Source organism: Emticicia sp. W12TSBA100-4, from assembly GCF_040253585.1.
Lineage (GTDB): Bacteria > Bacteroidota > Bacteroidia > Cytophagales > Spirosomataceae > Emticicia.
The window spans coordinates 91,609-117,500 of record NZ_JBELAU010000003.1; the positions used below are offsets into that span (position 1 = coordinate 91,609).

A 25,892-nucleotide genomic window follows, 5' to 3' on the forward strand; every position below is an offset into this window, starting at 1 on the left:
TATATATAAAATATAATTATTTCTATAAATAGTTTGATTTTAAAACATATAAAATGTGTTTTTGATAAAAATTTTAAAAATATTGGATTTTTTTATACTTAATATTTGGATTTAATTAATTTTTATAGAAGATTTGCATGAGAATTAAATCTAAGCAATGATTAATTAAACCAAAGAAAATTATGAGAAAATCATTTTTTACCGTACTTTCATTGTTTACAGTAGTAAACGTATTTGCTCAAGATGCTACAACAAAACCAGAAGAAAAGAAAAGTCCATTCACGTTTTCAGGATATGTAGATACTTACTTTTTTGGAAACTTAAATGCACCAAAATCTAAATCAAATTTAGGTGTTTCTGGTTACGAAAGAGCATTCGACCAAAAGGTTGGACAATTCCAACTTGGTTTGGCTCAAACAAAAATGAGTTACTCTACTGACAAGGTTGATGGAGTTATTGATTTGACATTTGGCAATCATGGAGACTTAGGTAATTATGGAAATGCTTTAGGTCGTGTATTAGTGGGTGGCAAAGAAGCAACAGGTACTGCTTTAGCTATCAAACAAGCTTACTTAACTTGGAAAGCAACTGACAAATTATCAATCACGGCTGGTCAATGGGGTACTCACATCGGTTATGAAGTAATTGATGCTCCAGTTAATTACAATTATTCACTATCAAATCTTTTCAACAATGGCCCATTCTACCACACTGGTTTGAAAGCTACGGTAGCTACCTCAGCTAAATCATCATTAACGTTTGGTTTAGTAAATGGTATTGACTCGAAAGATGATAATAATAGCAAACTTGGAACTATGGCTCAATTTTATGTTTCACCAGCAGAAGGTTGGAACTTGTATGTAAACTGGTTGGGTAGCGACGAAGGTGTTGATACAAAATCGTATTATTCAATTTTTGATTTGACAACTTCATATCAAATCACTGAGAAATTCTTATTAGGTGTGAATGCCGCTTATGGTACACAAGATAAGAAAACTTGGGGTGGTGCAGCCGTTTACGCTCAATTGTCAGTTTCTGATAAATTCGGTTTGGGTGTTCGTTACGAAAACTTTAATAACAAAGATGGTGCTCGTGCATTGTTAAATGCTGACGGTGAAGGTACCTCTGTTAATTCATTTACTTTAACAGGAAATGTAATTATCTCTGATAACTTATTGTTCAAACCAGAGTTCCGTTTAGATAGCTATGCTAAAGCTAAATCGGGTGAAGGTCAATTTGAAGATAAAGATGGTAATTTTACTAAAAATTCTCAATCTACTTTCGGTGGAGCATTAATCTTCAAATTCTAAGATTTTAATTAACCTAAACCAATACTTATTTTTTGTACAACATTTAAACCTCAAATCACTATGCGTAAAAACCCGCTTCCCCTGATTATTTTGTTAGTGCTTGCTGTGGTTGCTTTATTGCTACCCGCAGTGCCTTCAACAATTGTTACAGAAGGAATTAACTCTGGCGATACTGCTTGGATGCTCGTTAGTACAGCCTTAGTATTAATCATGACACCTGGATTAGCTTATTTCTACGGTGGAATGGTAAATACAAAGAACGTTATTTCTACAATGTTACAAAGTTTTATTGCAATGGGTGTAATTTCTGTACTTTGGGTAACAGTAGGTTATAGCCTTGCTTTTGGAGAATCAATCGGAGGTTTTGTTGGAAATCCAATGACTCACTTCATGTTTGCTGGTGTTTTAGAAAGCAAACCGTGGTCACTTGCTCCAACTATTCCATTAGTAGTATTTGCATTCTTCCAATTAAAGTTCGCCGTAATTACTCCAGCTCTTGTAACTGGTTCATTGGCTGAGCGTATCAATTTCAAATCGTACGTATTGTTCATTATTTTGTTCAGTATCTTTGTATATGCTCCTTTGGCTCACTGGACATGGCACCCAGAAGGTTTCCTTTTCAAAATGGGTGTTCTTGACTTTGCTGGTGGTACTGTAGTACACATGTCAGCTGGTTGGGCTGCTTTGGCTGGTGCAATTTACTTGAAACGTCGTCGTACACACGTAGAGGGTAGCTTCCTTCCTCCAGCAAATATTCCTTATGTATTACTCGGAACAGGTTTATTATGGTTCGGATGGTTCGGTTTCAACGCAGGTTCTGCTCTTAGTGCTGGTACATTGGCTGCTTCGGCTTTCGCTACAACCAACACTGCTGCTGCTGCTGCTGGTTTAGCTTGGGTACTACTTGATGCTGCAAATGGTAAGAAAGTTTCTGCTCTTGGATTCTGTATTGGTGTAGTTGTTGGTTTAGTTGCTATCACACCTGGTGCTGGTTTTGTAACAATCCCTCACGCTATCTTTATCGGTACAATCTCTTCATTGATTTCTAACTACTTAGCTCACCTTAAAACTAAAACTGCATTGGATGATACACTTGATGTATTCCCTTGCCATGGTGTTGGTGGTATGGTTGGTATGTTGTTAACAGGTGTGTTTGCTAACAAAGGAATCAACGCTGCTGTTGTTGACCAAGGTTTATTCTTCGGTGAGTCAAAATTATTCATCAACCACGTAATTGCTTTAGTAATTGTTTCAGTATTTGCTTTTGCGATGTCGTTTGTAATGTTGAAAATCACAGATTTAATTTTACCACTTCGTGTAACTGAGGCTGACGAAAAAGTTGGCTTAGATATTTCTCAACACGACGAATCGTTGGTAGAAGCATAAAATATTCATATTTTTGTGACAAAATCACAATTGCGGTTCAAACCGTACTTTTATTGTGGTTTTGTTGTACTCCATAAGTCAAAATGCCTACCGTTTGGTGGGCATTTTCTTTTTTGTGCTGCAATTTGGTAATGTAATGCACAACTATTTTTAGTATCAAGACAAATTAGAGAAAACTTTACAAATGAACCGCAATCAAAGCTAAAATTGCAGGAACTGCTTGTACATAAAAGATTCTTTTCCCAGCAGTTAAACCTCCATAAATTCCTGCAACGATTACACAGCTAAGAAAAAATACAGCCACATAAATCGACCATGCGTGATTTTCAATCAATAAAGACCAAAATAAACCGGCGGCCAAAAAACCATTATAAAGACCTTGGTTAGCTGCAAGTGCTTTGGTTGGTTCAAAAAGTTCCTTTTTGAGTCCTTTAAAGACTTGTGGTGCTTTGGTTGTCCAAGCAAACATTTCGAGCCAAAGAATATAACAATGTTCAATAGCTACTAATCCGACTAAAATTTTGGCAATAATTTCCATTTTAGAGAAAGGTTTAAGTTATAAAAATAAAAAATCGACCCGAAAGAGTCGATTTTTTATGATTTTATCAAATTTTTATAGAAATATATACTTTGAATCTGTATTTAAAACGTCAAACTGTAATTTACTGTGGACTTGTTAGACCGTGGACTATTCTAAATCACTCGCCAGCATTGCGTAGCCCAACTCTTGGTAAAACTGGCAAGCCTTCATTTCCATCTTCACTAACCGACTGAACGGCAAAGAAATAATTATCTTTTGAGTAAGGAAGTGAAATTTTTAAGTTTGTGGTGAAAAACTTTTTCTGCCAATAAGGCATTGCAGTTTCACGCATCAAAACATAATAACCTTTTACTTTACCTGCTTTCGGTGCTTTCCAATTTAAGTTGGTTGAGTTTCCCAAACCTCTTACATCTAAAATTACATCTTGGGGCATAGAAGGCGATTTTGCGAGATTGGCCAACGATGCAAGATTTACACAAGTATTTTTACGAAGATATTCAAAATCCATAAATTTTATTAAATCACCATATTCCACACCTTTTTCAACTCTAAGGTCTTGGTGTTGGTGCAAGAAATTTTCGTTCATTTCCGAAAGACGAACTGCTGCAAACCCACGATTAACAAATGGAGTGTGGTCACCGCCACGCAAGAAACGATCGTTTCGGTAAATCATCACAATTTCAAGATTATCGACATATCTTTCGCCAGTTTCTTTTACATAACGTGCCAATTGACGTGCTTTCCCATCATTTTCTACTCCATATTGACGAATCGCACCTACTTTTTTATCCATTTCAAAAGCTGGAAGTCCTTCGCTGAAAATTCTTAATCGTGTATTATCAATGATATTTGTTTCGTTAGAATTATTTGACCCCATGATGTCATTATTCAACAAAGCCTCCAAATTCCAATTTTGTTTCAATGCTTTTTCTGCCAAATAATTTGCTCCGAGTAAACCTTGTTCTTCGCCACTGACCACAACAAAAATTATTGTTGCCGGAAATTTAGATTTAGCCATCACACGAGCCAATTCGATAACTGCCACAGTTCCACTGCCATCATCATTTGCACCTGGAGCATCGGATTCTCGATTCATCACATCAGTTACACGGCTGTCAATGTGTCCACTTACCATAAAAACTCGGTCATCGTTTGGGTCAGTGCCTTTCAAAGTCGCCATTACGTTTGCCATCGCAATTGTTTTGTCAATTCTTCGTCCGTCTGGTTGAAGTGTGAAAGTATCGAGAACCGCTGTCATTCTACCTTCTGATGTTTTGGCAAATTCTTGAAATTTACTCAAAACCCAAAGTCGAGATGCTCCAATACCACGTTTTGTATCAGTTGTTGTTGAAAGAGTGCTTCGAGTACCAAATGAAACCAGTTTTTCGTCGAATTTCTTTAAACTATCGCTTGAAATTTGACTCACGAGTGCCTCAATTTGAGGGTCACGATTAATGATTTTTTGAGAGAAAGAACAAAAAGAAATAAAGCTACTAAAGGCGATAAGATAGATTTTTTTCATGAATGATGAAGGTTAAGATGTTTTAACAAAAATAGTGAGAAACACCTTTAAAACCTTATCAAAATTGCAATTTGGAGACGATATTGCTATAAATTAAGATGAAAATTGAAGTTTTATTGCTCAGAAATCTAAGTTTAGGTCATTCATACACTTAAAATGTCCTTTGGGACATTTATTGTAACCAATTTTTGAACAAGGGCGACATGAAAGCTCCTTGTTTTCGATAATTTTGAACTCTGTCAAGTAGGGATACATTCCGAATTCGGGAACGGTATTTCCCCAAATCGAAATCACTTTTTTCTTTAAAGCAGAAGCAATATGCATCAATCCAGTATCGTGCGTAATGACGTACTCGGCTTGCAGAACGAGTGAGGCAGATTGATTCAAATTATATTTTCCGCAGGCGTTGATAATTTTATCTCCGAGTACTTTTTCAATCTCATGAGCGGCTTGGCTATCTTCTTTTCCGCCCAAAAGCATTATTTTTCCATTTATTTTCTGACAAACTTCGATGATTCTGTTAGTGGGAAGTTTTTTTGTATAATGCTGGCCACCAATGGCGTACGCAACGTAAGATTCATTAATCTGTACTTTGTCTTTTTCAGGAATAAAATAATCGAGCCCTTTTAAGTCATTGTTAATGCCTAAATCTTTGACCGTTTCTAAGTATCGGTCAACTATATGAACCTCAGGCATTTGATTGATTTTTAAATTCACCAAAAGCAATTTTTTAAAATTGAGTTTATCGAAACTGAAAGATTTTTTGCCAAGTCTTAGTTTGATAATTGAAGTCCGAAGATTGTTGTGTAAATCAATTACATAATCATAATCTTCTGATTGTAAGGTTTTTATAAATGGATTTAAAGATTTTTCTAATAAAAAATATTTGTCGATAAAAGGGTTATTTTCAACCAATACTTTGAATTGTTTTTTTGTAGCAAAATGTACTTCGGCATCGGGATATTGTGTTTTTATGCACCGAATTACGGGTGTAGTTAGCACAATATCACCGATTGATGAAAATCTTAACAGGAGGAATTTAGTTGTTTTCATTTTTTGTAGCTTACAGGTACAATTTCGCCATTTACTTTGGTATATTTCCAACGCTTGTGTGACCAAAACCAAATGGAAGGATTGGCCTTAATGTCTCGTTCAAGTTTTCGTGCGTGGATTTCCAATAATTCACCTTCGGGAAGAGTATTTGGTGTTTTTGTTATTAACTCAACATTGACTTTGTATTTTCCCCTTGCATAACGATCGATACACATGTAAACAACTGGCATATCATACTGCCGTGCGAAACGGTCTATGCCTGTAAAAAAACCAGTTTCTTGATTCAAAAATGTTGTCCAATAAGAACGCTCGGGTGGGGGAGATTGGTCGTTGACAAGAAAAAAAGCATAATTGAAATTTTCGGTTTTGGCAATTTCTTTGGATGCGTTTGCCATCGAAATCATAATGCTGCCATATCTTTCTCTGAAATTGAGAAAGAAATCATCGAAAAATTTATTGTTTAAAGGTCTGTAAACCGCTTTTACTCTGTACTTTATTAAGAACGACAAAGCTAAATTAGCTAATTCGTGATTACCAAAATGCCCAGCTGTAACGATAATATTGTGTTTTTCTGACAATAATTCATCAAGAATCGCATCATTTTCTATACTCCAACGTTTTTTTAATTCTTTTTGGCTGATAGTTACACATTTGAGCATTTCCAAAAAGAAATCTACGATATATTTATAAAAATCCTTTTCGATTTTTAGTAATTCAGCGGTTGATTTTTCTGGAAAACTGCGTTGTAAATTTTGCCTAACAACGTTTTTTCGATAGCCAATTCCGTAATAAACTAATAAGTATAAAAAATCTGAAATCAGATATAAAATACTAAATGGTAGGTACGAGATAAAATATATGAATGGTAAAGCTATATAAAAACCTAAGCGTTTCATTAATTCGAGTTATAATTTGACACAAAATTGCGATATTCGTCGATGGTATCCAAATCTAATTTGCCTTCAGGGAAATCAATAAAAGCTGTTTTATCCTTGTTTTTCATCACGACTTTTTTCGCTCCTTCATCGCCAGTTAGTTCGAGTAAATCAGTAAATAACGTGCGTTTGAATAGAACAGGAATGCCCATCTGACTGTCGTATTTGCATGCCACAATCTCAATTTTTTCGTCAGATTCAGCCTTTTCAATCATTTTATTGATTAATTCAGCATTTACATATGGCATATCTACGGTAAGAAAAATAGCGGCTTCAATGGCTTTTTCGGTCATGTAAGCACCTGCTAAACCCATTTTTATCGAACTCGACATACCATTTTCCCATTGTGGATTATCAATTACGGTTATCGGCATTCGGTCGGTTTCTTTGCGAATCAGGTTGCGATTTGCACCTAAAACCGTTACAATTGGGTGGCAAGGTGTGTCCATAGCAGTTTCGCAGATACGTTTGATAAGTGTTTTACTATCGACCAGTAAAAGTTGTTTGGGAGCTCCCATTCGAGAAGATGCCCCCGCAGCGAGGATAATTATTGCTGTATTCATCAGTAAAAATCGTTAAATAAAAATCAATGTGCTTCCAACCAGTTTTCTCCTATGCCCATTCCTGTTTCCATTTTTACTGACATCGGAATTGCACTACACATCAATTCATCCACTTTTGTTTTCAAGAAATCGACTTCTGAGCGATGAGCATCAAAAACAAGTTCGTCATGCACTTGCAAAATCATGCGTGATTTTAAATTCTCTTGTTTCATGAAGTCATGAATATTTATCATGGCGACTTTTATCATATCAGCTGCTGAGCCTTGAATTGGAGCATTGATAGCATTTCGTTCGGCAAAACCTCTATCAGTCATATTTTGTGAGTTTATATCACGCAAATATCGGCGACGACCCAAAATTGTTTCGACAAACTTCATTTCACGGGCCTTATTGATAGTATCGTCCATGAACTGTTTGATTTTCGGAAATTCTACCCAATACGCATCAATAATATCTTTGGCTTCGCCCCGAGGAATGTTGAGCCGTTGTGACAAACCAAAGGCCGAAATACCATAAATAATGCCAAAATTGACCATCTTAGCTTTTCTACGCATATCAGAAGTTACGTCAGCAAGACCAACTTTAAAAACTTTAGATGCCGTTGTTGAGTGAATATCTATACCTTGATTGAATGCTTCGAGCATACTTTCGTCACCACTAAATGCTGCCATTATTCGAAGCTCTATTTGCGAATAATCGGCCGAAAGAATGACATATTCCTCATTTCGAGGCACAAATGCTTTTCTAATTTCTCGTCCACGTGGTGTACGAATCGGGATATTTTGTAAGTTTGGGTTCGTTGAACTCAAACGCCCCGTTGCGGCAACGGCTTGGTTATAAGAAGTATGAATACGTCCAGTTCTCTTTGAAACCAGCGAAGGCAGAGCATCAACGTATGTATTTTTGAGTTTTACTAACTCTCTAAAATCCAATATTTTACGAACAATTTCGTGGTCGTTTTCGAGTTTTGAAAGGATGTCTTCGCCTGTTGCGTATTGTCCAGTTTTGGTTTTCTTGGCTTTGCTATCGAGTTTGAGTTTATCGAAAAGAATTTCGCCAAGTTGTTTCGGTGAAGCTACATTAAACTCTTGTCCAGCCAGTGTGAAAATATCAGACTGAATTTGTTTTACATCAATTTCAAGCACGCTTGACATTTCATGCAAAGCATTCATGTCAATTCTTACGCCTTCCATTTCCATGTTCGCTAATACATCTACTAAAGGCATTTCTACATTTTCGAGTAGTTTTTGTTGTTGCGAATCGGCCAATTTTGGTTCAAGAATTTGTTTTAATTGTAGCGTAATATCAGCATCTTCGGCAGCGTATTCTTTGATTTTTTCGATTGCCACATCTCGCATACTTCCTTGTGCCTTTCCTTTACCAATCAAAGTTTCGATTGAAACTGGGTCATAGTTAAGGTAAACATTTGCCAAATAATCCATTCCGTGGCGTTGTTCTGGCTCGATAATGTAGTGAGCGAGCATTGTATCAAACATTTTACCTTTTAATACAATTCCGTAGTTTTTCAACACCATTAAATCGTATTTGATATTTTGTCCGATTTTTGTAATCGACTCATTTTCAAATACATCCTTAAACTCATTCATTATTAATTGAGCTTCAGCTTGGTCGCTCGGAATTGGTACATAAAATGCTTCTCCAGCATAATAAGCAAACGAAAGTCCAACAATTTCAGCATCAACGGCATCAACCGAGGTTGTTTCTGAGTCAAAACAAAATTCATCTTGATTACTTAAATATTGAATTAAACTTTTGCGTAGAGCAGGAGTGTCCATCAAATGATACTCATGCACTTTATTCAAAATGGTATCTTTTACAGAATTTGCTCTAAATTGTAATTCTTCTTCCTCTTCAAATGGTGTTTGTGCGGTACTTGAAAGTTCGACGGTTGTCGCATTTGAAGGAGCAGCCATCGCCTCAAACATCGAAATCTGGGTGCCAGATTTTGCTTTTAAGGCATTTACAGGAGGCGTTGTATTTGATGAAACATTTGTTGTCGATGTTTTAGCAAAAGATTCTTGTGGTTCGTTTGGTAATAATCTTTTGCGAAGCGTTCTAAACTCCAATTCATCCAACAAAGGCGACATGAGTTCGGGTTTTGGAGAACTGATTTTCAAGAAATCTTCATCAAAATCAATCGGAACATCTAACTCAATACGAGCCAGTTTTTTTGATAAAAATGCTTGATCTTTGTTGTTTTTGATGGCTTCGGCAATTTTACCAGTCAATTTATCGATATTTTCATACAGACCTTCCACTGAACCATAAGAAGCTATCAGTTTTGCAGCAGTTTTTTCACCAACTCCAGGCACACCAGGTATATTATCAACGGCATCGCCCATTAAACCAAGCAAGTCAATTACTTGTTCGGGGCGTTCGATGCCCCATTTTTCGCAAACCTCTTTTACGCCCAACTTTTCGGCATCTTTACCAAAAATTGCTGGTTTATACATATAAATATGCTCCTCAACCAATTGCCCATAATCTTTATCAGGCGTCATCATAAATACCTCAAAATCGTGTTGAGCTGCTTTTTTGGCAATCGTTCCAATTATATCATCGGCTTCGTAGCCAGCGAGCATTAATAACGGAATATCCATTGCCTCAACCAATTTTTTTACATAAGGTATCGCAATTGTTATATCTTCAGGTTGTTCTTGGCGATTGGCTTTATATTCAGGAAACCACTCGTTTCTGAAAGTTCCTCCTGGCAAGTCGAAGGCAACACCAATGTGCGTTGGTTTTTCTTTTTGGATAACTTCCAAAATAGCATTGGCAAAACCAAATACACAACTTGTGTTTAGGCCAGTTGAGGTGATACGAGGGGCTTTGATAAAAGCAAAGTGAGCTCTATAAATAAGAGCCATTGCATCCAACAGAAAAAGTTTTTTTGCGGGCATTGTAGTGATGATGTTATTTTTCGTGGCTCTAAATTACGTCGATTTTTTTTAAGTGAAGAAATAAATTAAATTTGTAGCTTATAATTGCTCAAAAATGGCGATTTTTATACCCAAAACTTTAGCTAAACTAAAAAAAGAATTCTAATATGCGTAAAATACTGTCCCTAATATTTATTTTTTTTAGTATTTCACTTTGTCAAGCTCAGACCAAATCTACGCCTGCAAAAAAAACTACACCACCAACTACTACGAAGGAAAAACCAAAGGCTTTGCCCGAGAAAGTTATAAAAACCGAGAAGGCTGCAAAAGCTGATGAATTGGGAGAAGAACCAATAACTGAAAATACTCAAGTGGGTAATCCTACTCCGACAAAAGTTGAGCCGACGAGAGTTTATGATTACTCAAATTCAGATTTGTTGGTAAAATGGCATGAGTTGATTTTTGAATTAGTCGAACAGACGCAAGGGTATAGCCCCAATGTTGCCTCACGAAATATGGCTTACATCAACTTGGCCGCTTATGAATCTATTTTGCCTGCGAATTTAGAGAATATCTCACTTTCTGACCAAATACAAGAATTTCATCGTCCTGATAGCTTAAATATTGATGGTCGCTTTTTCAATCCTGCGGTTGCTTTGAATTCGGCAGTTTTTAAGCTTGTTGACAAATTTTTTATTTCTGCTCCATATATATGGATGGAAAAAGTTTATGCCCTCAACGATTCGGTCAATGCTCATTTTGCTCGTCAACTTTCGCCTGATGCCATGAAGAAATCAAAGCTTTATGGTGCAAAAATTGCCTTTTGGATTTATGAATATTCCAAGAATGATGGTGGGCATCAGTCATTTCTTAGAACTTATAATATGGCCTATAAATTACCAATTTGTCAATCATGCTTTGAAATAAATCGTGTGGCAGATTTAGAGAATACAGGCCCACTTCACCCAAAATGGGGAGAGAATCGTGCTTTTATTGCCAAAAATCAAGAAGAGATTGATATAAAACCGAAAGTCGAATTTTCGATATACCCAAACTCCCTTTTTTATAAAATGGCCAAAGAGGTATATGATATTTCAAAGCAGGTTGTGCCCAACAGTGAGAAATTACAAATTGCCAATTTTTGGGACGATGCCGCTACTTTTACATATACTGCACCTGGACATTCGATGTCGATTTTGACCCAAGTTCTAAAGCAAAGACCTGTTGATTTGGCAAGTGCAGCCGAATTATTTAGTAATTTGTCAATTGCTATTAGTGATGCTTTTATTGTTACTTGGCGAATAAAATATCAACAGAATTTGATTCGTCCAATTGCATACATCAAAAAATACATTGATAATCAGTGGGAACCAGCTTTACTTACGCCTCCATTTCCTGAGTTCCCTTCAGGACATTCGGCACAATCTTCTACTATGGCAACTGTTCTTACCTCAAAAATTGGTGATAATTTAAGTTTTATTGATTATTCAAAATATTTTGTTGGACCACCTAAAAGTTTTACTTCATTTTGGTCTGCAGCAAAAGAATGCAGTATGTCAAGGGTTTATGGAGGAATTCATTTCAGAGATGGAATTGAGCAAGGCGAAGAGCTGGGTAAAATCGTTGGAAAAAATGCACTTTCACTTCGATATAAAAAATAAAATATGAATTACGATGTCATTATTGTTGGCGGTGGACTTGGCGGCTTGATTTCTTCCATTCAACTCGCAAAAAAACAATACAATGTGCTTGTCGTTGAAAAATATGCTTATCCATTCAACAAAGTTTGTGGTGAATATGTATCGAACGAGGTTAAGCCATTCTTAGAAGATATTGGTTTAGATTTAACTTTATTGGGTGCTACAAACATCAATCGTTTTCAACTAACATCAATTAAAGGTAAAAGTCTCGAAACTACCCTACAAATGGGTGGTTTTGGTTTAAGTCGCTACACGCTTGACAATGAACTGTACAAAATTGCAAAAAGCTTAGGTGTGACTTTTTTACTAAATACTTTTGTTGATGACATTCAAAAAATCAATGAAACTTTTTTTGTAGAAACAAACGCCAGTCAGACTTTTGAAACAAAAGTTGTTATAGGTTCTTACGGGAAAAGAGGGAAACTTGATAAATCATTATTCAGACAATTTCCTGCACAAAAGCAAGCATTTATAGGTGTAAAATACCATATCAAATACGACTTTCCGAAAGACTTAATAGCACTCCATAATTTTAATGGAGGCTACTGCGGTATCTCGGCCATTGAAGATGATAAATATTGTTTATGTTATCTTTCTGATAGAAATAATGTAAAACAGAGTGGAGGAGTACATGAAATGGAGTTAGATATTATGTGTCAGAATCCGTTTTTGTCTGATATTTTTCAAAATGCTGAGTTTTTATTCGATCGTCCGCTTGTCATCAATGAAATCATTTTTACACCAAAATCGGCTGTTCATAAGAATATTTTGATGGTAGGCGATACCGCAGGGCTAATTACCCCATTGGCCGGAAACGGAATGTCAATTGCTATTCGAGCGGGAGTTATTGCTTCTAAATTAATTGGTGATTTCCTGCAAAAAAAGATAAACAGAGAAGAATTAGAAGGAAATTATACGGAAGAATGGAATAAAAATTTCAAAAATCGTCTTTGGCGTGGCCGTCAACTTCAAAAACTCTTCGGTGATGAGTTTAACTCAAATTTGGCTATATCTACGCTTAAAAAACTACCATTTCTGCTAAAGCCAATCATCAAAGCCACGCATGGAAAGATAATGGAATGATGAATGTAGAATTACGAACAACGATTATATTTTAATTGGTTTACCCTTATTAAAACTCGTCATTCGTAAATTCTTACGGTATTTCCAAATACTTATGCGTTTGCAAACTTATTCGCCATTCTGGATTCTCTTTTATATAATCTACAATCAAAGGTTGCATAGTGTCTTTTTTACTCCATTCTGGTTGAAGCAAAAGCTGGCAGTCTTTGTTTACGAGTTTGGCATATTTTTCAGCAAACTTAAAATCTGATTTATTATACACAATCACTTTTAATTCGTTAGCTTGCTCAAAAATACTTGGGTGGGCTTCTTTAAATTTTTTCGGTGAAAAACAAACCCAATCCCAATGCCCTGACATTGGATGAGCTCCAGAAGTTTCAATATTTGTCTGAAAACCTGCTTCTTTTAAAGCCTTCGTTAGTTCACCTAAATCATACATTAAAGGTTCTCCGCCCGTAATTACCGCCAATCTACCCTTAAATTGCTTCGCTTCGTCAACAATTTGCCCGACAGTAAATTGTGGATGAATAGAAGCATCCCACGATTCTTTTACATCACACCAGACACAACCCACATCGCATCCGCCCAAACGAATAAAATACGCTGCCCTTCCCGTATGAAAACCTTCGCCTTGTAGCGTGTAAAACGCCTCCATGACAGGTAATTTATTTTCAGTAACAATCATTCAATTATCAAAATATCTGCAAAATTACCAAAAAAATACCAAAATACGACTACAAAAAGAATAGTTGACAAATTTTCAACCTTTCTATCGTAATAATAGTTATATTCATAACTAAATTTGCAAATAAAATCAGCATAAATCTACGGAGTCGAATTTGACTTTTTGGGTTATAAAAACTTGTTTATGTTATCAGCATCGCAAAAAAAATACTGTAATTCGCTTACTGAATATTCTCGTAGAATCACGAACCAAGTAAAGATTGGTGATTTGTATTTAGGTTCAGATTATCCGATTCGAGTGCAATCAATGACAACCATTGACACAATGGACACCATTGGTTCGGTTGAGCAAACAATACGCATGATTGAAAGCGGTTGTGAGTTGGTTCGTATTACAGCTCCGAGTGTAAAAGAAGCTCAGAATCTCGAAAATATAAAAAATGAATTGCGAAAAAGAGGCTATAATACACCTCTTGTTGCTGATATTCACTTTACACCAAATGCAGCAGAATTGGCTGCTCGAATTGTAGAAAAAGTAAGGATTAACCCAGGAAATTATGCCGATAAAAAGCGTTTTGAAGTCATTGACTATACCGAAGAAAGCTATCAGGTAGAATTAGAGCGTATCAGAGAACGATTTTTACCACTTGTAAAAATTTGTAAAGAATACGGAACAGCAATGCGAATTGGTACGAATCATGGTTCTCTTTCTGACCGAATTTTGAGTCGCTATGGCGATACGCCACTCGGAATGGTTGAGTCTGCTTTAGAGTTTTTGCGTATTTGTGAAGATGAAAACTATTTTAATATAGTTATTTCAATGAAATCATCGAACCCACAAGTAATGGTGCAGGCTTATCGACTTTTGGTGCAAAGATTGGAGGAAGAAAAGCTAAAACCATATCCATTACATTTGGGTGTGACCGAAGCTGGTGAAGGTGAAGATGGTAGAATAAAATCTTCAATGGGAATCGGGACACTCTTGGAAGACGGTTTAGGCGATACAGTTCGTGTAAGTCTGACAGAAGACCCTGAGTTTGAAGCTCCAGTAGCTCGCTCCTTAATTACAAAAAGTGCCGATTTTAGAGCGAAAGCAGATGCAGATAAGTTTATTCAAAGATCAGAAGTTTCTCCAATTAACCCTTACAGTTATAGCCGCAGAGAAACTTTTGAAGTTGGTAATTTTGGAGCCTTGAATGTTCCAAGAGTTATTGCAGATTACTCAAAAATTGATGTTGAGGCTCATGATGATTTAAAACCAATCGGACATTTTTATTTGCCTTTGCCCGATAAGTGGAGAATGAACGATTTGGGAGCTGACTATATTTACTCGGGCAAGAAAACTGTGCCGTTTATGTTGCCAAATGGCTTGAAAGAAATTATTGACTACGAAGTTTGGCAAGCACAATCAGATTTACAAAATAAGCTACCATTGTTTACTGTTGAAGAATTTTTCAATCCAGCGAAACAATTACATCAAACAATCAATTTTGTAGAAGTAGGTTTGGATGATTTAACCCCAGCATTTGTAGAACACATAAAATCATACAAAAATGCGGTTATCATTGCAAAAGCCAAAAATGCTGCAGCAATGGTCGAATTGAGAAGTTTTTATTTCCAGATTTTGAAGTTTTCTATCAAAAATCCAGTAATTTTAAGTAAAGATTACGAGGCAATTTCAGAAAGCGATTTTCAGCTTTTTGCTGCGACTGATTTTGGTGGAGTTTTAATTGAAGGTTTTGGTGACGGCATAATGGTTGGTTTACCAAATTTGGAAAATAAAGAGGAAAAACTTGAGAGACTGAAAACCGTAAATAGTACATCGTTCGGAATTTTGCAAGCTGCTCGTACTCGCATGAGTAAAACAGAATATATCAGTTGTCCTTCATGCGGTCGAACCTTATTTGATTTGCAAGAAACAACCGCTATGATACGAAAACGCACTGACCACCTCAAAGGAGTGAAAATTGGAATCATGGGGTGTATAGTAAATGGCCCAGGTGAAATGGCTGATGCAGATTATGGCTATGTGGGCATTGGGAAGGACAAAATTGCTCTTTATCGTGGACAGACTGTGATGAAAAAATCAGTTCATGCCGATAACGCAGTTGATGAATTGATTGAGTTGATAAAAGAAGATGGTCGTTGGTTTGAGCAAGAGGTGCTCGAATATGCAGAGTAGTTCATCATATTAAAATCGAATAGAAAACCAATTAAAATTATATCATGATGCTTAATAAAATAAAAGAGTTTTTTTCAATTGGGCCTGTTTTTAGTTATTTCTTCCGAATTTTTCAAAAAGACAAGGACGGCAAGTATCCGCACAGTTTCAATTTAAAAATGATGCACGGAATCAATAAAATATCAATTTTGATGTTTTTGGTTTGTTTGATAATCATGGTAACACGTTGTGCAACTCGTTAATAAAGTAGTCTTGACCTATATTTGTTACGGAGAATCATTCGTAATTCGTAAATCGAATAATTCGTAATTTCTATTTACTGATGGATTTAGAGAATTTTAGAGAGTATTGCTTGTCAAAAAAGGGCGTAACCGAAGAATTACCTTTCGGCCCAGATACGCTTGTTTATAAAGTAATGGGAAAGATGTTTGCTCTTACTGGTTTCGATTTTGAGAGAATCAGTCTGAAAAATTTACCCGAGAAAAACCAAGAATTAAGAGCCGAAAATGATGCTGTTTTGCCAGCTTACCACATGAACAAACAGCATTGGAATATGGTGCAAACCAACGGCCGAGTAAAAGATGCCCTTCTACGTGAATGGATTGATGAATCCTATGAAATTGTGGTAAAAAGTTTGCCGAAAAAGACCAAAGAAGAACTTATAAATTTGTAAGAAAATGGAGGTAATGCTCATTGGCATACCGTTTTTGATTTACATCTATTTGCGAATCAGACTGGGGAATGATATTTCTGACCAAGAAAGAGATGAATCACTTTTTCAGGAAGGAATTGAATTGTTCAACCAAGAAGACTGCGTAAAGGCCTTCCGTTATTTCGATAAAGTAGTCAGCGAATATCCCAAGTCAGCAACCGCCTATTTTTATCGAGCAAAATGCCACTATTATTTTGAGAACTGGGAGGCAGCCCTCAACGATTTTGAAAAAACTTTACGCATAGATAATTCGATTGCCGAAGCTTATTTGCAGAAGGCAAATTGTTTCTATATGCTCGAAGACTATAAAACCGCACTTTTTGAACTAAAAAGAGCCTCTCGAATGTTTCTTGGTAAAAATGCTGACGTCATAAGATTTATTGGGGAATTAGAATTTAGGGGAGGAGATTTTGAAAGTGCCGAAAAAAATCTTAAAATTGCTTCAAGTTTGGGCGATAACCAATCTACAATACTTTTAAAAACATTATTTATCGGAAATATTCGAAATATTTCTAAGTACGGCAATGACTGAGAATGAGTATCTTTTTGTGTATGGAACGCTTTTAAGCGACTACGGCGACAATGATTCACATGCTTGGGTAAATAAGCATGCTGAGTTTATGGGCAAAGCTAAAATGGACGGTAAAATGTACATGGTTGATTACTACCCAGGCATAGTGCCTTGCGAGAAAGGTGAAAAATATTGCGTTAAGGGTGAATTATATAAACTACGTGAACCAGATGAACTCTTTGGGTTTTTGGATAAATACGAAGAGTATAATCCGATGGACCCTGCACATTCGGAATACGTAAGAAAAAAAGCCAAAGTAGAGCTTAAAAATGATGGTAAAACCTACGATGCTTGGGTTTACTATTTCAATCAGCCAGTTGATGATTTGGAGTTTATGCCAAAAGGTGATTTCCTAAACGAATATCATAAATAAACGATGAATTGATATGATTTTTGCGTGTTTTTCTTTGCATTAAGCAACGTTTCTTCTACTAATTACGTTTTGAATTAAATGACAGTTAGTAAACTTTACGGTTGAACTTGCACAAATTAATGAAAAGATTTTACATAGTATTCTTTATATTTATAGCCCAATTTTCTCTCGCACAAAATGTTTATCTCATAAAAGGTAAAGTAGTTGATGCTGTTACACAAGACCCTGTACCTTTTGCTTCGATAAATATAAAAAATACTTCACTCGGAAAAAATACTGATTTTGAAGGCAATTTCCAGTTTCAACTCGGTGCTATCCCTGCTGACTCTCTGCTTGTAAGCTGCCTCGGTTATTTCTCAAAATCATTTTTTATTTCAAAAGATTCGCTTTCTCAAACTATTTTTATTCAGCTTAAACCTTCCGAAATCCTTTTACAAGAAGTAAAGGTCTATGCTGGCGAAAATCCAGCTCATCGAATTATCAGAAAAGCAGTTGCGGCCAAATCTGAAAACAATTATAAGAAAATTGATGGGTTTGATTATAAGTCTTACAATAAAATAGAAGTGGATTTTAATAAAATCAGCGAAAAATTACGAGAAAGGAGAATTACTCAAAAAGTAAATAAAGCTATTGAAGAAATTGGAACACTAACTGATGATGACGGCAAAGTTTTGATACCATCATTTATTTCTGAGTCGGTTTCGCATTATTATTACCGTAATAATCCTCGGCTTTCAAAAGAAGTTATTGAAAAAACCAACATTAAAGGAGTAGGAGTTACAGATGGAAGTCTGACTTCTCAATTAATTGGTTCTTCTTTTCAGCAGTATAATTTTTATACCAATCAAGTAAATGTTTTGGATAAAAACTTTGCCTCTCCGATTGCTGATGATTGGAAATTTATCTACGATTATTATTTGGCCGATAGTACTTATTTTGGTGATAATTTTTGTTATAAAATTGATTTTACACCAAAAAGAAAGCAAGATTTGGCTTTTGCTGGCTCAATTTGGATTGATAAAGAATCATGGGCTATTGCTCAAATTGATGCTACAATTACGAAAGATGCCAACTTGAATTTTGTTGAACGCATAAAAATTCAACAAGAACTTGAACCCGTTGGTAAAGTATGGTTTCCTGTAAAAAATCGAATTTTGGTTGATGTAAATGAATTGACCAAAAACTCGGCAGGAATGCTTCTGAAGTTTACGAATTATAATCAGGATATTGAAGCTGATAAAGTAAAAGAAGCTAAGTTTTTTGATAATGGCATCGAAATCGCACCTGATTTTAAGGAAAATGATAGTTCTTTCTGGCAAAAAGTACGTCCTGAACCGTTTTCTGAAAAAGAACAAATGGCTTATGCCATGATTGACACTATTAAAAATGTGCCAATTGTAAGAAGATACACCAATTTAGCATTACTTTTTTCGAGTGGTTATAAAAAGATATATACTGGTATAGAGCTTGGCCCTTTAGTTTATTCTGGAGCAATCAATGATGTTGAAGGGGTAAGAATGCGTTTGGGTTTACGCACTAATTTTGAGTTCAGTCGAAAATGGGTTTTGCAAGGATATTTAGCTTATGGAACAAAAGATGAAGCATGGAAAATGGGTGGAGAAGTGACTCGAATTATTTCAAGAAAACCATGGACAACATTAAGTTATAAATATACCAATGATATTGAACAAGTAGGTTTACGTCATGAAGATTTAGGATTAGGAGCTATTTTTTCGGCTTATATGAGATTTGGTACTTTAATGCGACCATTTTATGAAACCGAAAACCGTTTTCAGTTTCAGAGAGAGGTATCTAAGGGCGTTTTTACGACTTTGGGCTTTAGAACAAGAAGCTTTGACCCACTTTACGATTTTTCATACCGTGAAAAACCAACTCTTGGAGAAGCATCACCACTGATTACAAATTTTAATACATCAGAATTTCTGTCAGAAGTCACTTTTGCTCGTGATGAACTGGCGATTGTGAATGATAATGAAAGACTAAGTTTTGGCACTACAAAATCACCAACAATTACTTTAAGGTATGCCTTTGGTGCAAGAAATATATTTAATAGCGATTTTAATTACCACAAATTAATGGCAAAATATAGCCACACGCTAAATTTAGGGTACTTAGGTAAAACCTATTATAAAGCAGAGGTTGGTGCAATTTTTGGCACAGTGCCATATCCTTTACTTAAAAGTCACTTGGGCAATGAAAGTATTTTTATTGTTGGAAATTCATTCAATTTAATGAATAACTTTGAATTTATAAGTGACCGTTATGCTTCGGCCAGATATACACATGATTTTGAAGGTTTATTTTTTAATCGTGTACCGTTGATAAAAAAGTTAAAATGGAGAACTTTTACGACTGGCAAATTCTTACTTGGACAGCTATCCGAAAAGAATCAACAAATGAACCCCTCTGATGATTCGATGCCATTTAGCAGTCTTGGAACCCAGCCATATGTTGAATTGGGTTATGGAATAAATAATATTTTTAAGGTGCTTAGAGTAGAAGCAATGCACCGTTTGACATATACTGATATGCCGAATGTTAGAAAATTTGGTGTAAAATTTACTTTAGAACTTACTTTGTAGCATAAATTTTATTCATTATATCATTTGCTACTGAAGGCTTATAATGATATATTTCGTAGTAATTGGCTATATTTTCTGTATATTCATTGATTCCTGAAAAATCGTAGATATTTTCTTTGCCAAAATACTTGATGAGCGTTTGTAAATCTTGTTGGTTGAAATAATGTTGGTCATAAGTTGGGCCTAAGACAATCTTGAATTTTGTGTTATTTTTCTTCAAGCTTTTCTTGATCATTGCCAGATACTTCAATTGGTAAGCTTTGATAGCAGGTAAAGGCAAGTTTTTCTCTTTACTTCTTGTGTAGAAGAAGTCGGGCTGATTATAATAGCCTACTGAATCTTTTTTTATCTGCTCTATATAACTTGTAAAAATAAAGTCATTCACCACAGGAGTGTAGTTTATTTTTCTAAACTCCAAAAACTGACGCATGTAATTTCTGAAATTTCCTGTTATGAGGTTATCATAAAAAGCTATAAAAAAGCCTTTCGAGAAATAAGTATTAACAAAAATTGTGTGATATTTCCACCAATCCAGTCCACTTACACGATAATCTTGTACGAAAACGCTTCCAAGAGTATCTTGTTCGTAATTGAATAAGCTTCGGTCAAAAACAAAAAGTACATTTTCAATTTTATTGCCTTTTTCTTCTATATATTTAAGTTTAGTAGCAACTCCCGAAATTGTTTCACACGAAGCATCAAAATGATATGGATTAGTGTCATTGATATGCTTTCCCCATTCCCGTGCATAAAAAACACTTGACCGTGAACTTCCAAATATGAAGGATTTATACTTGAATTGTTGATTGTTATTTAAAAAAATTTGGGTTGAAATGCGGTCACGATTCAAACTTTTGGCAAAGTTATCAGGATAAGCCTCATAAGTTCTGATAATTTTGAAAGGGTCAGTTATGAGATACCCGATGATAAGTACAATGAGTGGACTAAGGAAAAGACAAAGTTTTTTCGAAAATTTACGTAACATCCAAAAATAGTATTGTGGTTTATTGACTTATTGAACAACAAATTTCTTAATTAATTTTGTATTATCCTCTAAAATGGCTTCAATAATATATTGCCCCTCAGCCAAATCCTTTGTTTGAATAGTAATCTCTGAATCCAGATTTTGTTTATTATAAACCGTCTTACCTTGATTATTAGTGATTCTGATTCTAATAATCGGCATATCAAACAAAGGAGAAAGATTCAGTATACTATTTTTGACAACAGGATTAGGATAAAGATTTATATCATCATTTGTAATTTCAATGACCTGATTTTCTACTTGGAATTGATACGAAACTTCGGTTATATTGCTATAAGGCGAGTAAGAATTATTTTCTTTAACCCTAATTCTATAAAAGTATTTAACTCCTTTTTTTACTTTATTATCAGTGAAAGTTGTTCCTTTAACTTCCCCAATTTCGTAGAATACATTTGGTTGATTTTGTGCTTTTTCGATGACATAAGTGTTGTGTAGCCCTTGAGGATTTTGCCAGTTTAGAATAACTCTTTTGTTGGATATAGTATCCCATTCACCAATCAAACTTATAACTATATTTTTATTTGGATTTGTTATGGCAAAATCTTTAAAGGTCAATGCCATTAGTCCTTTAGAATTTTTTATTTGCGTAATTCCAGGAAGGAGTGTAACAAAATCAGTCGTATATCTATCTGGTGTGTAAGTAATTTTTTTTGCTTCAGAAGGATTTTTTAGTTTTAAAATAATGTAATTGTCAACTCCAACACCACTTTCAACCATTCCAGCCTTTCCATCTAAATAAATATAATCTTTGGCATTGATAGATGGCAGATTTTCATTCTTTTTAGGCTCGTCTTTTGGAAAAACCATTTTCTGATTTTTATCGAACTCTAAAATTAAACTGTCTCTCTTTTCTGTAAAATATGCTGATTTGATGTTTGGCGATTGTATTTCTGCATTTTCAGTACTTCCAAGAAAATCCCTTGCAATTAATCTTGAAGCATCATTTCCATTTTGAAGATAACCCTCCAATTTGTAGTGCAATCCATCAAAAGTAGTAGTTCCAAATGTCGATACAACTTCGCAATCATTATAAAGGCTTTTGATTGTGCGTTGGTATTCCCGCAGATTCCCAGCGAAATCATTCCCACCAAAGTAGATGTTATTTTGAAAAGTGTATATTTTTTTTAAGTTGGGATAATCTTCATACAACTGTTTCCTAAATTTATCAAACTTCTTATCATAATCATTTTTGTAGTTTGGGTCAATCGCTTCACTTTCTCCTTGTCTCCAAACCAATATTCTTACCGTTTTATCCAAGCCAAGTTCTTTGCTTCGTTTGAGCAAACGGCCATAAATTGTAGAAATATTAGCATGATTATTCACATCTCTATTGCTCAAATCATCAATGCTTTTATTTCCTTCGGAGCCATTAATGATACCAATCGGAATTTTATATTTACTGATTAGTTGCTTCTGGATTTCTAAACCAATCAGACCAGCACTCCACGAATTCCATTTTTTTGAGATTACCCACACAAATTCATTTTTCTCAAAGTTAGTCAGGGCAGTTCTACCATAACGAAATTCATCATTAAACTTACTGATTTCTTCTTCTGGATTTGCAAGTGCATTCGACTGGCCATAAACAATAATGTTATCTCCACAGACAACCTCATGAATTTCTTTAACTAAAACTGAGTCTTTATTTCTAATAGAATACACTTTAAAGTCATATTCCGAAAGTTCGGCGTTGATAATGGGTGAAAAAGAGAATGCAGCAGTAGAAGGTTGATTAGCGTATTGTAACTTTTGTTTTTTGTAGAAAAATGGGCTTTTGTTTTTGTACACAATGAGAGAAATATCTGTTTGATTTTCGGTATAAACTTTTCCTTCAATTGCTACTGACGCTTTGTTCAAATCATCTCTTTGAATCAACTGTGCTTCTTTTGGAAATTTATCAAAAACCACAAAAACTTGACCTTGGGAATGTAAGAAAAAAAGCAAGAAAAAAACACCAAGTATAGTGCTTCGGCGTGAAGTTTTGTTTACTTGGTGTTTTTTTATAAAAAGTCTATGAATCATAAGAATTTGGGAATTATTATCGAATATACAACAATTCTCTGTATTTGACAAGTGGCCAATCTTCGTCATCAATCAAAATCTCCAGTTTGTCAACGTGGTATCTGATTTCTTCAAAGTATCTTTTTACTTCATTTCCATAAAGTTTGGCATGTTCTTCAATATCATCAATGTTGTTGATTCGTTTGCGAGCCTCTGTCATATCATGGACTAATTTTGAAATGATTGTTACTCGCTCAGATATTTCTTTGATGATATTGATTACTGGTTCAGCTTCGTTTATCAACTCCATATCTTTGAGTGCCTTAGCTGTTTGAACAAGTCGTGTTTGGTATTTGACTGCCGTGGAAACTACGTGATTCATTGCTAAATCTCCAATTAAGCGAGATTCTATTTGAATTTTCTTGATATAGTTTTCTAATTCAATTTCATATCGGGCGTGAAATTCTCTTTCAGTCAAAACACCCAAACGTTCAAAAATCTCAATAAAATCTTTGTTCAAATATGCTTTGAGAGCTTCTGGTGTACTGGCAATATTTGATAAACCACGTCTGGCGGCTTCTACTTTCCATTCATCGCCGTAACCATTTCCTTCAAACAAAATCTTTTTACTTTCTTTGATATAACCTTTAAGGATTTTTACAATAACTTCTTCTTTTTTACCTTCATGGTCATTCATTTCTGCATCGTAATCTGCCCTGAATTTTTCAAGTTGATTAGCTACGATTGTGTTTAGAATCATCATCGGTTGAGCTGAGTTGGCTGAGCCACCAACTGCACGATATTCAAACTTATTGCCTGTAAAAGCAAACGGTGAAGTACGATTACGGTCTGTGTTATCAAGCAAAATTGAAGGAATTCGATTCAAACCAAGTTTAATATAAGCATTTTCACCTTTTTCAATAGAAACAATTTCTTTGTTTTCGAGGTCGTTCAAAACTTTGGTCATTTGGGTACCCAAGAAAATTGAAATGATGGCTGGTGGAGCTTCGTTTGCCCCCAAACGATGTTCGTTACCAGCAGAGGCGATACTTGCACGTAGTAAATCAGCATTGTCGTGTACAGCTTTTACAACGTTTACCAAAAATGTCACAAAACGCAAACTTTCCTTTGGTTTTGTACTTGGACTTAATAAGTTTACACCTGTATCTGTTCCAAGAGACCAGTTGTTATGCTTGCCGCTTCCGTTGATTCCTGCAAAGGGTTTTTCGTGAAAAAGTACCTCGAAATTGTGTTTTCTGGCAATTTTTCGCATCAAATCCATTAACAAAATATTGTGGTCGCAGGCGAGATTTACTTCTTCAAAAGTTGGAGCAACCTCAAATTGAGCAGGAGCGACCTCATTATGGCGAGTACGAACTGGAATACCCAATTTCAATGCTTCAAATTCAAAATCAACCATAAAGGCATTCACACGTGGCGGAATCGAACCAAAATAGTGGTCATCAAGTTGCTGACCTTTTGCTGGCGGATGCCCAAAAACGGTACGTCCAGACATCATTAAATCAGGGCGAGCATTGAATAATGACTTATCAACTAAAAAATATTCTTGTTCAGCTCCGAGAGTTGCCGAAACTTTCTCAACGTGGCGATCGAAAATAATTGCTACTTCAGTAGCTGCTTTATCAAGAGCATGAAGCGATTTTAGTAATGGAGATTTTGAATCCAAGAGTTCACCCGTATAAGAAACAAAAATCGAAGGAATACAAAGTGTGCCAGTTCCTGCTTCATTATACATAATAAATGCGGGCGAAGTTGGGTCCCAAGCTGTGTATCCACGAGCTTCGAATGTCGCTCTGATGCCACCATTCGGAAACGATGAAGCATCTGGTTCTTGTTGCGTTAAGGCACTGCCTTTGAATTTTTCGACTGCTTTTCCATCTAAGTTTATGTCAAAAAAAGCATCGTGTTTTTCGGCCGAACCACCCGTTAGTGGCTGAAACCAATGTGTATAATGCGTAGCACCCTTAGAAACTGCCCATGATTTCATGGCAGCTGCCACTTCATCAGCAATTTCACGGTCGATTTTATCACCACTTTTAATGGCAACCGTTACTTTCATATATGCTTCTGGCGAAAGCATGGCACGCATTACTTCGTCATTAAAAATATTTGAACCGTAAAAATCGGTTACTTTTCCTGTTGGAATATCTACTTTGGTTGCAGTTCTGTTTTGTGCTTCTTCGACTGCTTTAAATCTTAATCTTGCCATTTTTTTGAAAGTTTACGAATAATATTATTTTCTGTTAGAGGTGGAATATATCTATCTTGCGAAATGTTGATTTGAATTTGTAATATTTTTTTTGTAATTAATATTCTAAAAAAATTAAATAAGCTTGTGTTACGTGACAAATAAAAGAATAAGTTAATGTTATTAAGTGTTTGATTATAAGGCAGTTATTGTATTAGTAATTTGTAAATCGTAATGCGTAAATTCCAAAATATCATTTCTTATCTTATATTTGGGCTAAATTAAGCAAATCAAACAATTTAATGAAAGAACGCTTACAATTTCTACTAATTTATTTTTGCTTTTGGGTGATATACTTCCTATCGGCAAGAGTGATTTTTTTGAGTTACCACATAGAAGATACGAAGTTATTAACGTTGGAGACTGTTTGGGGGATATTTTGGAATGGAATCAGAATGGATTTTTCCATGTCTGGATACTTATCGGTTATTCCTTTTATCTTAGTAAGTATTTCAAATT

Annotated in this window: 21 protein-coding genes (1 of these 21 running past the window's edge); 11 read left to right on the forward strand and 10 right to left on the reverse strand. The window is 35.3% G+C overall.

Features of this window, described 5'->3' with window-relative positions:
- Window positions 1-182 precede the first annotated feature (182 nt).
- Together ABR854_RS04435 and ABR854_RS04440 are read left to right on the forward strand one after the other, a co-directional pair.
- Window positions 183-1,310 carry a porin gene (locus ABR854_RS04435; protein ID WP_350264155.1) on the forward strand — a complete coding sequence of 376 codons (1,128 nt, stop codon included), beginning with the start codon at window positions 183-185 and terminating at the stop codon, window positions 1,308-1,310.
- Window positions 1,311-1,370: 60 nt separating this feature from the next.
- Complete coding sequence (locus tag ABR854_RS04440; protein WP_350264156.1) at window positions 1,371-2,696, forward strand: ammonium transporter; 1,326 nt, start codon at window positions 1,371-1,373, stop codon at window positions 2,694-2,696.
- 178 nt (window positions 2,697-2,874) lie between these two features.
- On the opposite strand, the gene ABR854_RS04445 is transcribed toward ABR854_RS04440, so the two are convergent.
- The 6 genes from ABR854_RS04445 to polA form a co-directional block, all read right to left on the reverse strand.
- The gene (locus ABR854_RS04445) at window positions 2,875-3,234 is read right to left on the reverse strand and encodes a DUF1304 domain-containing protein (RefSeq protein WP_350264157.1); all 360 of its coding nucleotides are present in this window, start codon (window positions 3,232-3,234) and stop codon (window positions 2,875-2,877) included.
- A gap of 160 nt (window positions 3,235-3,394) precedes the next feature.
- Window positions 3,395-4,759: a M20/M25/M40 family metallo-hydrolase gene (locus tag ABR854_RS04450; protein WP_350264158.1), complete on the reverse strand. Its 1,365-nt coding sequence runs from the start codon at window positions 4,757-4,759 to the stop codon at window positions 3,395-3,397.
- 120 nt (window positions 4,760-4,879) lie between these two features.
- Window positions 4,880-5,812: a glycosyltransferase family 9 protein gene (locus ABR854_RS04455; RefSeq protein WP_350264159.1), complete on the reverse strand. Its 933-nt coding sequence runs from the start codon at window positions 5,810-5,812 to the stop codon at window positions 4,880-4,882.
- Window positions 5,809-6,708, reverse strand: coding sequence for a lysophospholipid acyltransferase family protein (locus ABR854_RS04460; protein WP_350264160.1), 900 nt, complete (start codon window positions 6,706-6,708; stop codon window positions 5,809-5,811). The genes ABR854_RS04455 and ABR854_RS04460 overlap by 4 nt, the downstream gene beginning before the upstream one ends.
- Window positions 6,708-7,310, reverse strand: a complete 603-nt coding sequence (locus ABR854_RS04465) for a nucleotidyltransferase family protein (protein ID WP_350264161.1) — start codon at window positions 7,308-7,310, stop codon at window positions 6,708-6,710. The genes ABR854_RS04460 and ABR854_RS04465 overlap by 1 nt, the downstream gene beginning before the upstream one ends.
- 23 nt (window positions 7,311-7,333) lie before the next feature.
- The gene (gene polA / locus ABR854_RS04470) at window positions 7,334-10,231 is read right to left on the reverse strand and encodes a DNA polymerase I (protein WP_350264162.1); all 2,898 of its coding nucleotides are present in this window, start codon (window positions 10,229-10,231) and stop codon (window positions 7,334-7,336) included.
- A gap of 146 nt (window positions 10,232-10,377) precedes the next feature.
- Between polA and ABR854_RS04475 the strand changes: the two genes are divergently transcribed.
- Entirely contained in the window at window positions 10,378-11,871 is a 1,494-nt protein-coding gene (locus tag ABR854_RS04475; protein WP_350264163.1) for a vanadium-dependent haloperoxidase, read from the forward strand.
- Window positions 11,872-11,874: 3 nt separating this feature from the next.
- Entirely contained in the window at window positions 11,875-12,993 is a 1,119-nt protein-coding gene (locus ABR854_RS04480) for an NAD(P)/FAD-dependent oxidoreductase (RefSeq protein ID WP_350264164.1), read from the forward strand.
- 73 nt (window positions 12,994-13,066) lie between these two features.
- On the opposite strand, the gene ABR854_RS04485 is transcribed toward ABR854_RS04480, so the two are convergent.
- The gene (locus ABR854_RS04485) at window positions 13,067-13,678 is read right to left on the reverse strand and encodes a 7-carboxy-7-deazaguanine synthase QueE (protein WP_350264165.1); all 612 of its coding nucleotides are present in this window, start codon (window positions 13,676-13,678) and stop codon (window positions 13,067-13,069) included.
- A gap of 183 nt (window positions 13,679-13,861) precedes the next feature.
- Here ABR854_RS04485 and ispG point away from each other — a divergent pair, with 183 nt between their 5' ends.
- The 6 genes from ispG (at window position 13,862) to ABR854_RS04515 (ending at window position 20,118) form a co-directional block, all read left to right on the forward strand.
- The gene (ispG, locus tag ABR854_RS04490) at window positions 13,862-15,859 is read left to right on the forward strand and encodes a (E)-4-hydroxy-3-methylbut-2-enyl-diphosphate synthase (RefSeq protein ID WP_350264166.1); all 1,998 of its coding nucleotides are present in this window, start codon (window positions 13,862-13,864) and stop codon (window positions 15,857-15,859) included.
- Window positions 15,860-15,906: 47 nt separating this feature from the next.
- The gene (locus ABR854_RS04495) at window positions 15,907-16,101 is read left to right on the forward strand and encodes a DUF6728 family protein (RefSeq protein WP_481778417.1); all 195 of its coding nucleotides are present in this window, start codon (window positions 15,907-15,909) and stop codon (window positions 16,099-16,101) included.
- 80 nt (window positions 16,102-16,181) lie between these two features.
- The gene (locus tag ABR854_RS04500; protein ID WP_350264168.1) at window positions 16,182-16,532 is read left to right on the forward strand and encodes an MmcQ/YjbR family DNA-binding protein; all 351 of its coding nucleotides are present in this window, start codon (window positions 16,182-16,184) and stop codon (window positions 16,530-16,532) included.
- A 4-nt stretch (window positions 16,533-16,536) separates the two neighbouring features.
- Entirely contained in the window at window positions 16,537-17,103 is a 567-nt protein-coding gene (locus ABR854_RS04505; RefSeq protein ID WP_350264169.1) for a tetratricopeptide repeat protein, read from the forward strand.
- Complete coding sequence (locus ABR854_RS04510; RefSeq protein WP_350264170.1) at window positions 17,096-17,515, forward strand: gamma-glutamylcyclotransferase family protein; 420 nt, start codon at window positions 17,096-17,098, stop codon at window positions 17,513-17,515. Before ABR854_RS04505 ends, ABR854_RS04510 begins: the two co-directional genes overlap by 8 nt.
- 119 nt (window positions 17,516-17,634) lie before the next feature.
- Window positions 17,635-20,118: a DUF5686 and carboxypeptidase-like regulatory domain-containing protein gene (locus ABR854_RS04515; protein WP_350264172.1), complete on the forward strand. Its 2,484-nt coding sequence runs from the start codon at window positions 17,635-17,637 to the stop codon at window positions 20,116-20,118.
- On the opposite strand, the gene ABR854_RS04520 is transcribed toward ABR854_RS04515, so the two are convergent.
- Genes ABR854_RS04520 through ABR854_RS04530 form a run of 3 tightly spaced genes read right to left on the reverse strand, consistent with a single transcriptional unit; the run spans window position 20,108 to window position 25,394 of the window.
- Window positions 20,108-21,103: a hypothetical protein gene (locus ABR854_RS04520; protein WP_350264173.1), complete on the reverse strand. Its 996-nt coding sequence runs from the start codon at window positions 21,101-21,103 to the stop codon at window positions 20,108-20,110. The genes ABR854_RS04515 and ABR854_RS04520 overlap by 11 nt on opposite strands.
- A gap of 27 nt (window positions 21,104-21,130) precedes the next feature.
- Complete coding sequence (locus ABR854_RS04525; RefSeq protein WP_350264174.1) at window positions 21,131-23,185, reverse strand: sialate O-acetylesterase; 2,055 nt, start codon at window positions 23,183-23,185, stop codon at window positions 21,131-21,133.
- 16 nt (window positions 23,186-23,201) lie between these two features.
- Window positions 23,202-25,394, reverse strand: coding sequence for a glutamine synthetase III family protein (locus ABR854_RS04530; protein ID WP_350264175.1), 2,193 nt, complete (start codon window positions 25,392-25,394; stop codon window positions 23,202-23,204).
- Window positions 25,395-25,840: 446 nt separating this feature from the next.
- Between ABR854_RS04530 and ABR854_RS04535 the strand changes: the two genes are divergently transcribed.
- Window positions 25,841-25,892, forward strand: partial view of an LTA synthase family protein gene (locus ABR854_RS04535; RefSeq protein ID WP_350264176.1) — the start only. The gene runs 1,622 nt beyond the window's last position; only the first 52 of its 1,674 coding nucleotides appear in the window; the start codon lies at window positions 25,841-25,843; its stop codon lies beyond the right edge, outside the window.

What these genes read in the sequence shown, in the direction of transcription:
- ABR854_RS04435 (WP_350264155.1), top strand. Translation starts at nt 183, where the DNA reads ATGAGAAAATCATTTTTTACCGTACTTTCATTGTTTACAGTAGTAAAC.
- ABR854_RS04440 (WP_350264156.1), top strand. Translation starts at nt 1,371, where the DNA reads ATGCGTAAAAACCCGCTTCCCCTGATTATTTTGTTAGTGCTTGCTGTG.
- ABR854_RS04445 (WP_350264157.1), bottom strand. Translation starts at nt 3,234, where the DNA reads ATGGAAATTATTGCCAAAATTTTAGTCGGATTAGTAGCTATTGAACAT.
- ABR854_RS04450 (WP_350264158.1), bottom strand. Translation starts at nt 4,759, where the DNA reads ATGAAAAAAATCTATCTTATCGCCTTTAGTAGCTTTATTTCTTTTTGT.
- ABR854_RS04455 (WP_350264159.1), bottom strand. Translation starts at nt 5,812, where the DNA reads ATGAAAACAACTAAATTCCTCCTGTTAAGATTTTCATCAATCGGTGAT.
- ABR854_RS04460 (WP_350264160.1), bottom strand. Translation starts at nt 6,708, where the DNA reads ATGAAACGCTTAGGTTTTTATATAGCTTTACCATTCATATATTTTATC.
- ABR854_RS04465 (WP_350264161.1), bottom strand. Translation starts at nt 7,310, where the DNA reads ATGAATACAGCAATAATTATCCTCGCTGCGGGGGCATCTTCTCGAATG.
- polA (WP_350264162.1), bottom strand. Translation starts at nt 10,231, where the DNA reads ATGCCCGCAAAAAAACTTTTTCTGTTGGATGCAATGGCTCTTATTTAT.
- ABR854_RS04475 (WP_350264163.1), top strand. Translation starts at nt 10,378, where the DNA reads ATGCGTAAAATACTGTCCCTAATATTTATTTTTTTTAGTATTTCACTT.
- ABR854_RS04480 (WP_350264164.1), top strand. Translation starts at nt 11,875, where the DNA reads ATGAATTACGATGTCATTATTGTTGGCGGTGGACTTGGCGGCTTGATT.
- ABR854_RS04485 (WP_350264165.1), bottom strand. Translation starts at nt 13,678, where the DNA reads ATGATTGTTACTGAAAATAAATTACCTGTCATGGAGGCGTTTTACACG.
- ispG (WP_350264166.1), top strand. Translation starts at nt 13,862, where the DNA reads ATGTTATCAGCATCGCAAAAAAAATACTGTAATTCGCTTACTGAATAT.
- ABR854_RS04495 (WP_481778417.1), top strand. Translation starts at nt 15,907, where the DNA reads ATGCTTAATAAAATAAAAGAGTTTTTTTCAATTGGGCCTGTTTTTAGT.
- ABR854_RS04500 (WP_350264168.1), top strand. Translation starts at nt 16,182, where the DNA reads ATGGATTTAGAGAATTTTAGAGAGTATTGCTTGTCAAAAAAGGGCGTA.
- ABR854_RS04505 (WP_350264169.1), top strand. Translation starts at nt 16,537, where the DNA reads ATGGAGGTAATGCTCATTGGCATACCGTTTTTGATTTACATCTATTTG.
- ABR854_RS04510 (WP_350264170.1), top strand. Translation starts at nt 17,096, where the DNA reads ATGACTGAGAATGAGTATCTTTTTGTGTATGGAACGCTTTTAAGCGAC.
- ABR854_RS04515 (WP_350264172.1), top strand. Translation starts at nt 17,635, where the DNA reads ATGAAAAGATTTTACATAGTATTCTTTATATTTATAGCCCAATTTTCT.
- ABR854_RS04520 (WP_350264173.1), bottom strand. Translation starts at nt 21,103, where the DNA reads ATGTTACGTAAATTTTCGAAAAAACTTTGTCTTTTCCTTAGTCCACTC.
- ABR854_RS04525 (WP_350264174.1), bottom strand. Translation starts at nt 23,185, where the DNA reads ATGATTCATAGACTTTTTATAAAAAAACACCAAGTAAACAAAACTTCA.
- ABR854_RS04530 (WP_350264175.1), bottom strand. Translation starts at nt 25,394, where the DNA reads ATGGCAAGATTAAGATTTAAAGCAGTCGAAGAAGCACAAAACAGAACT.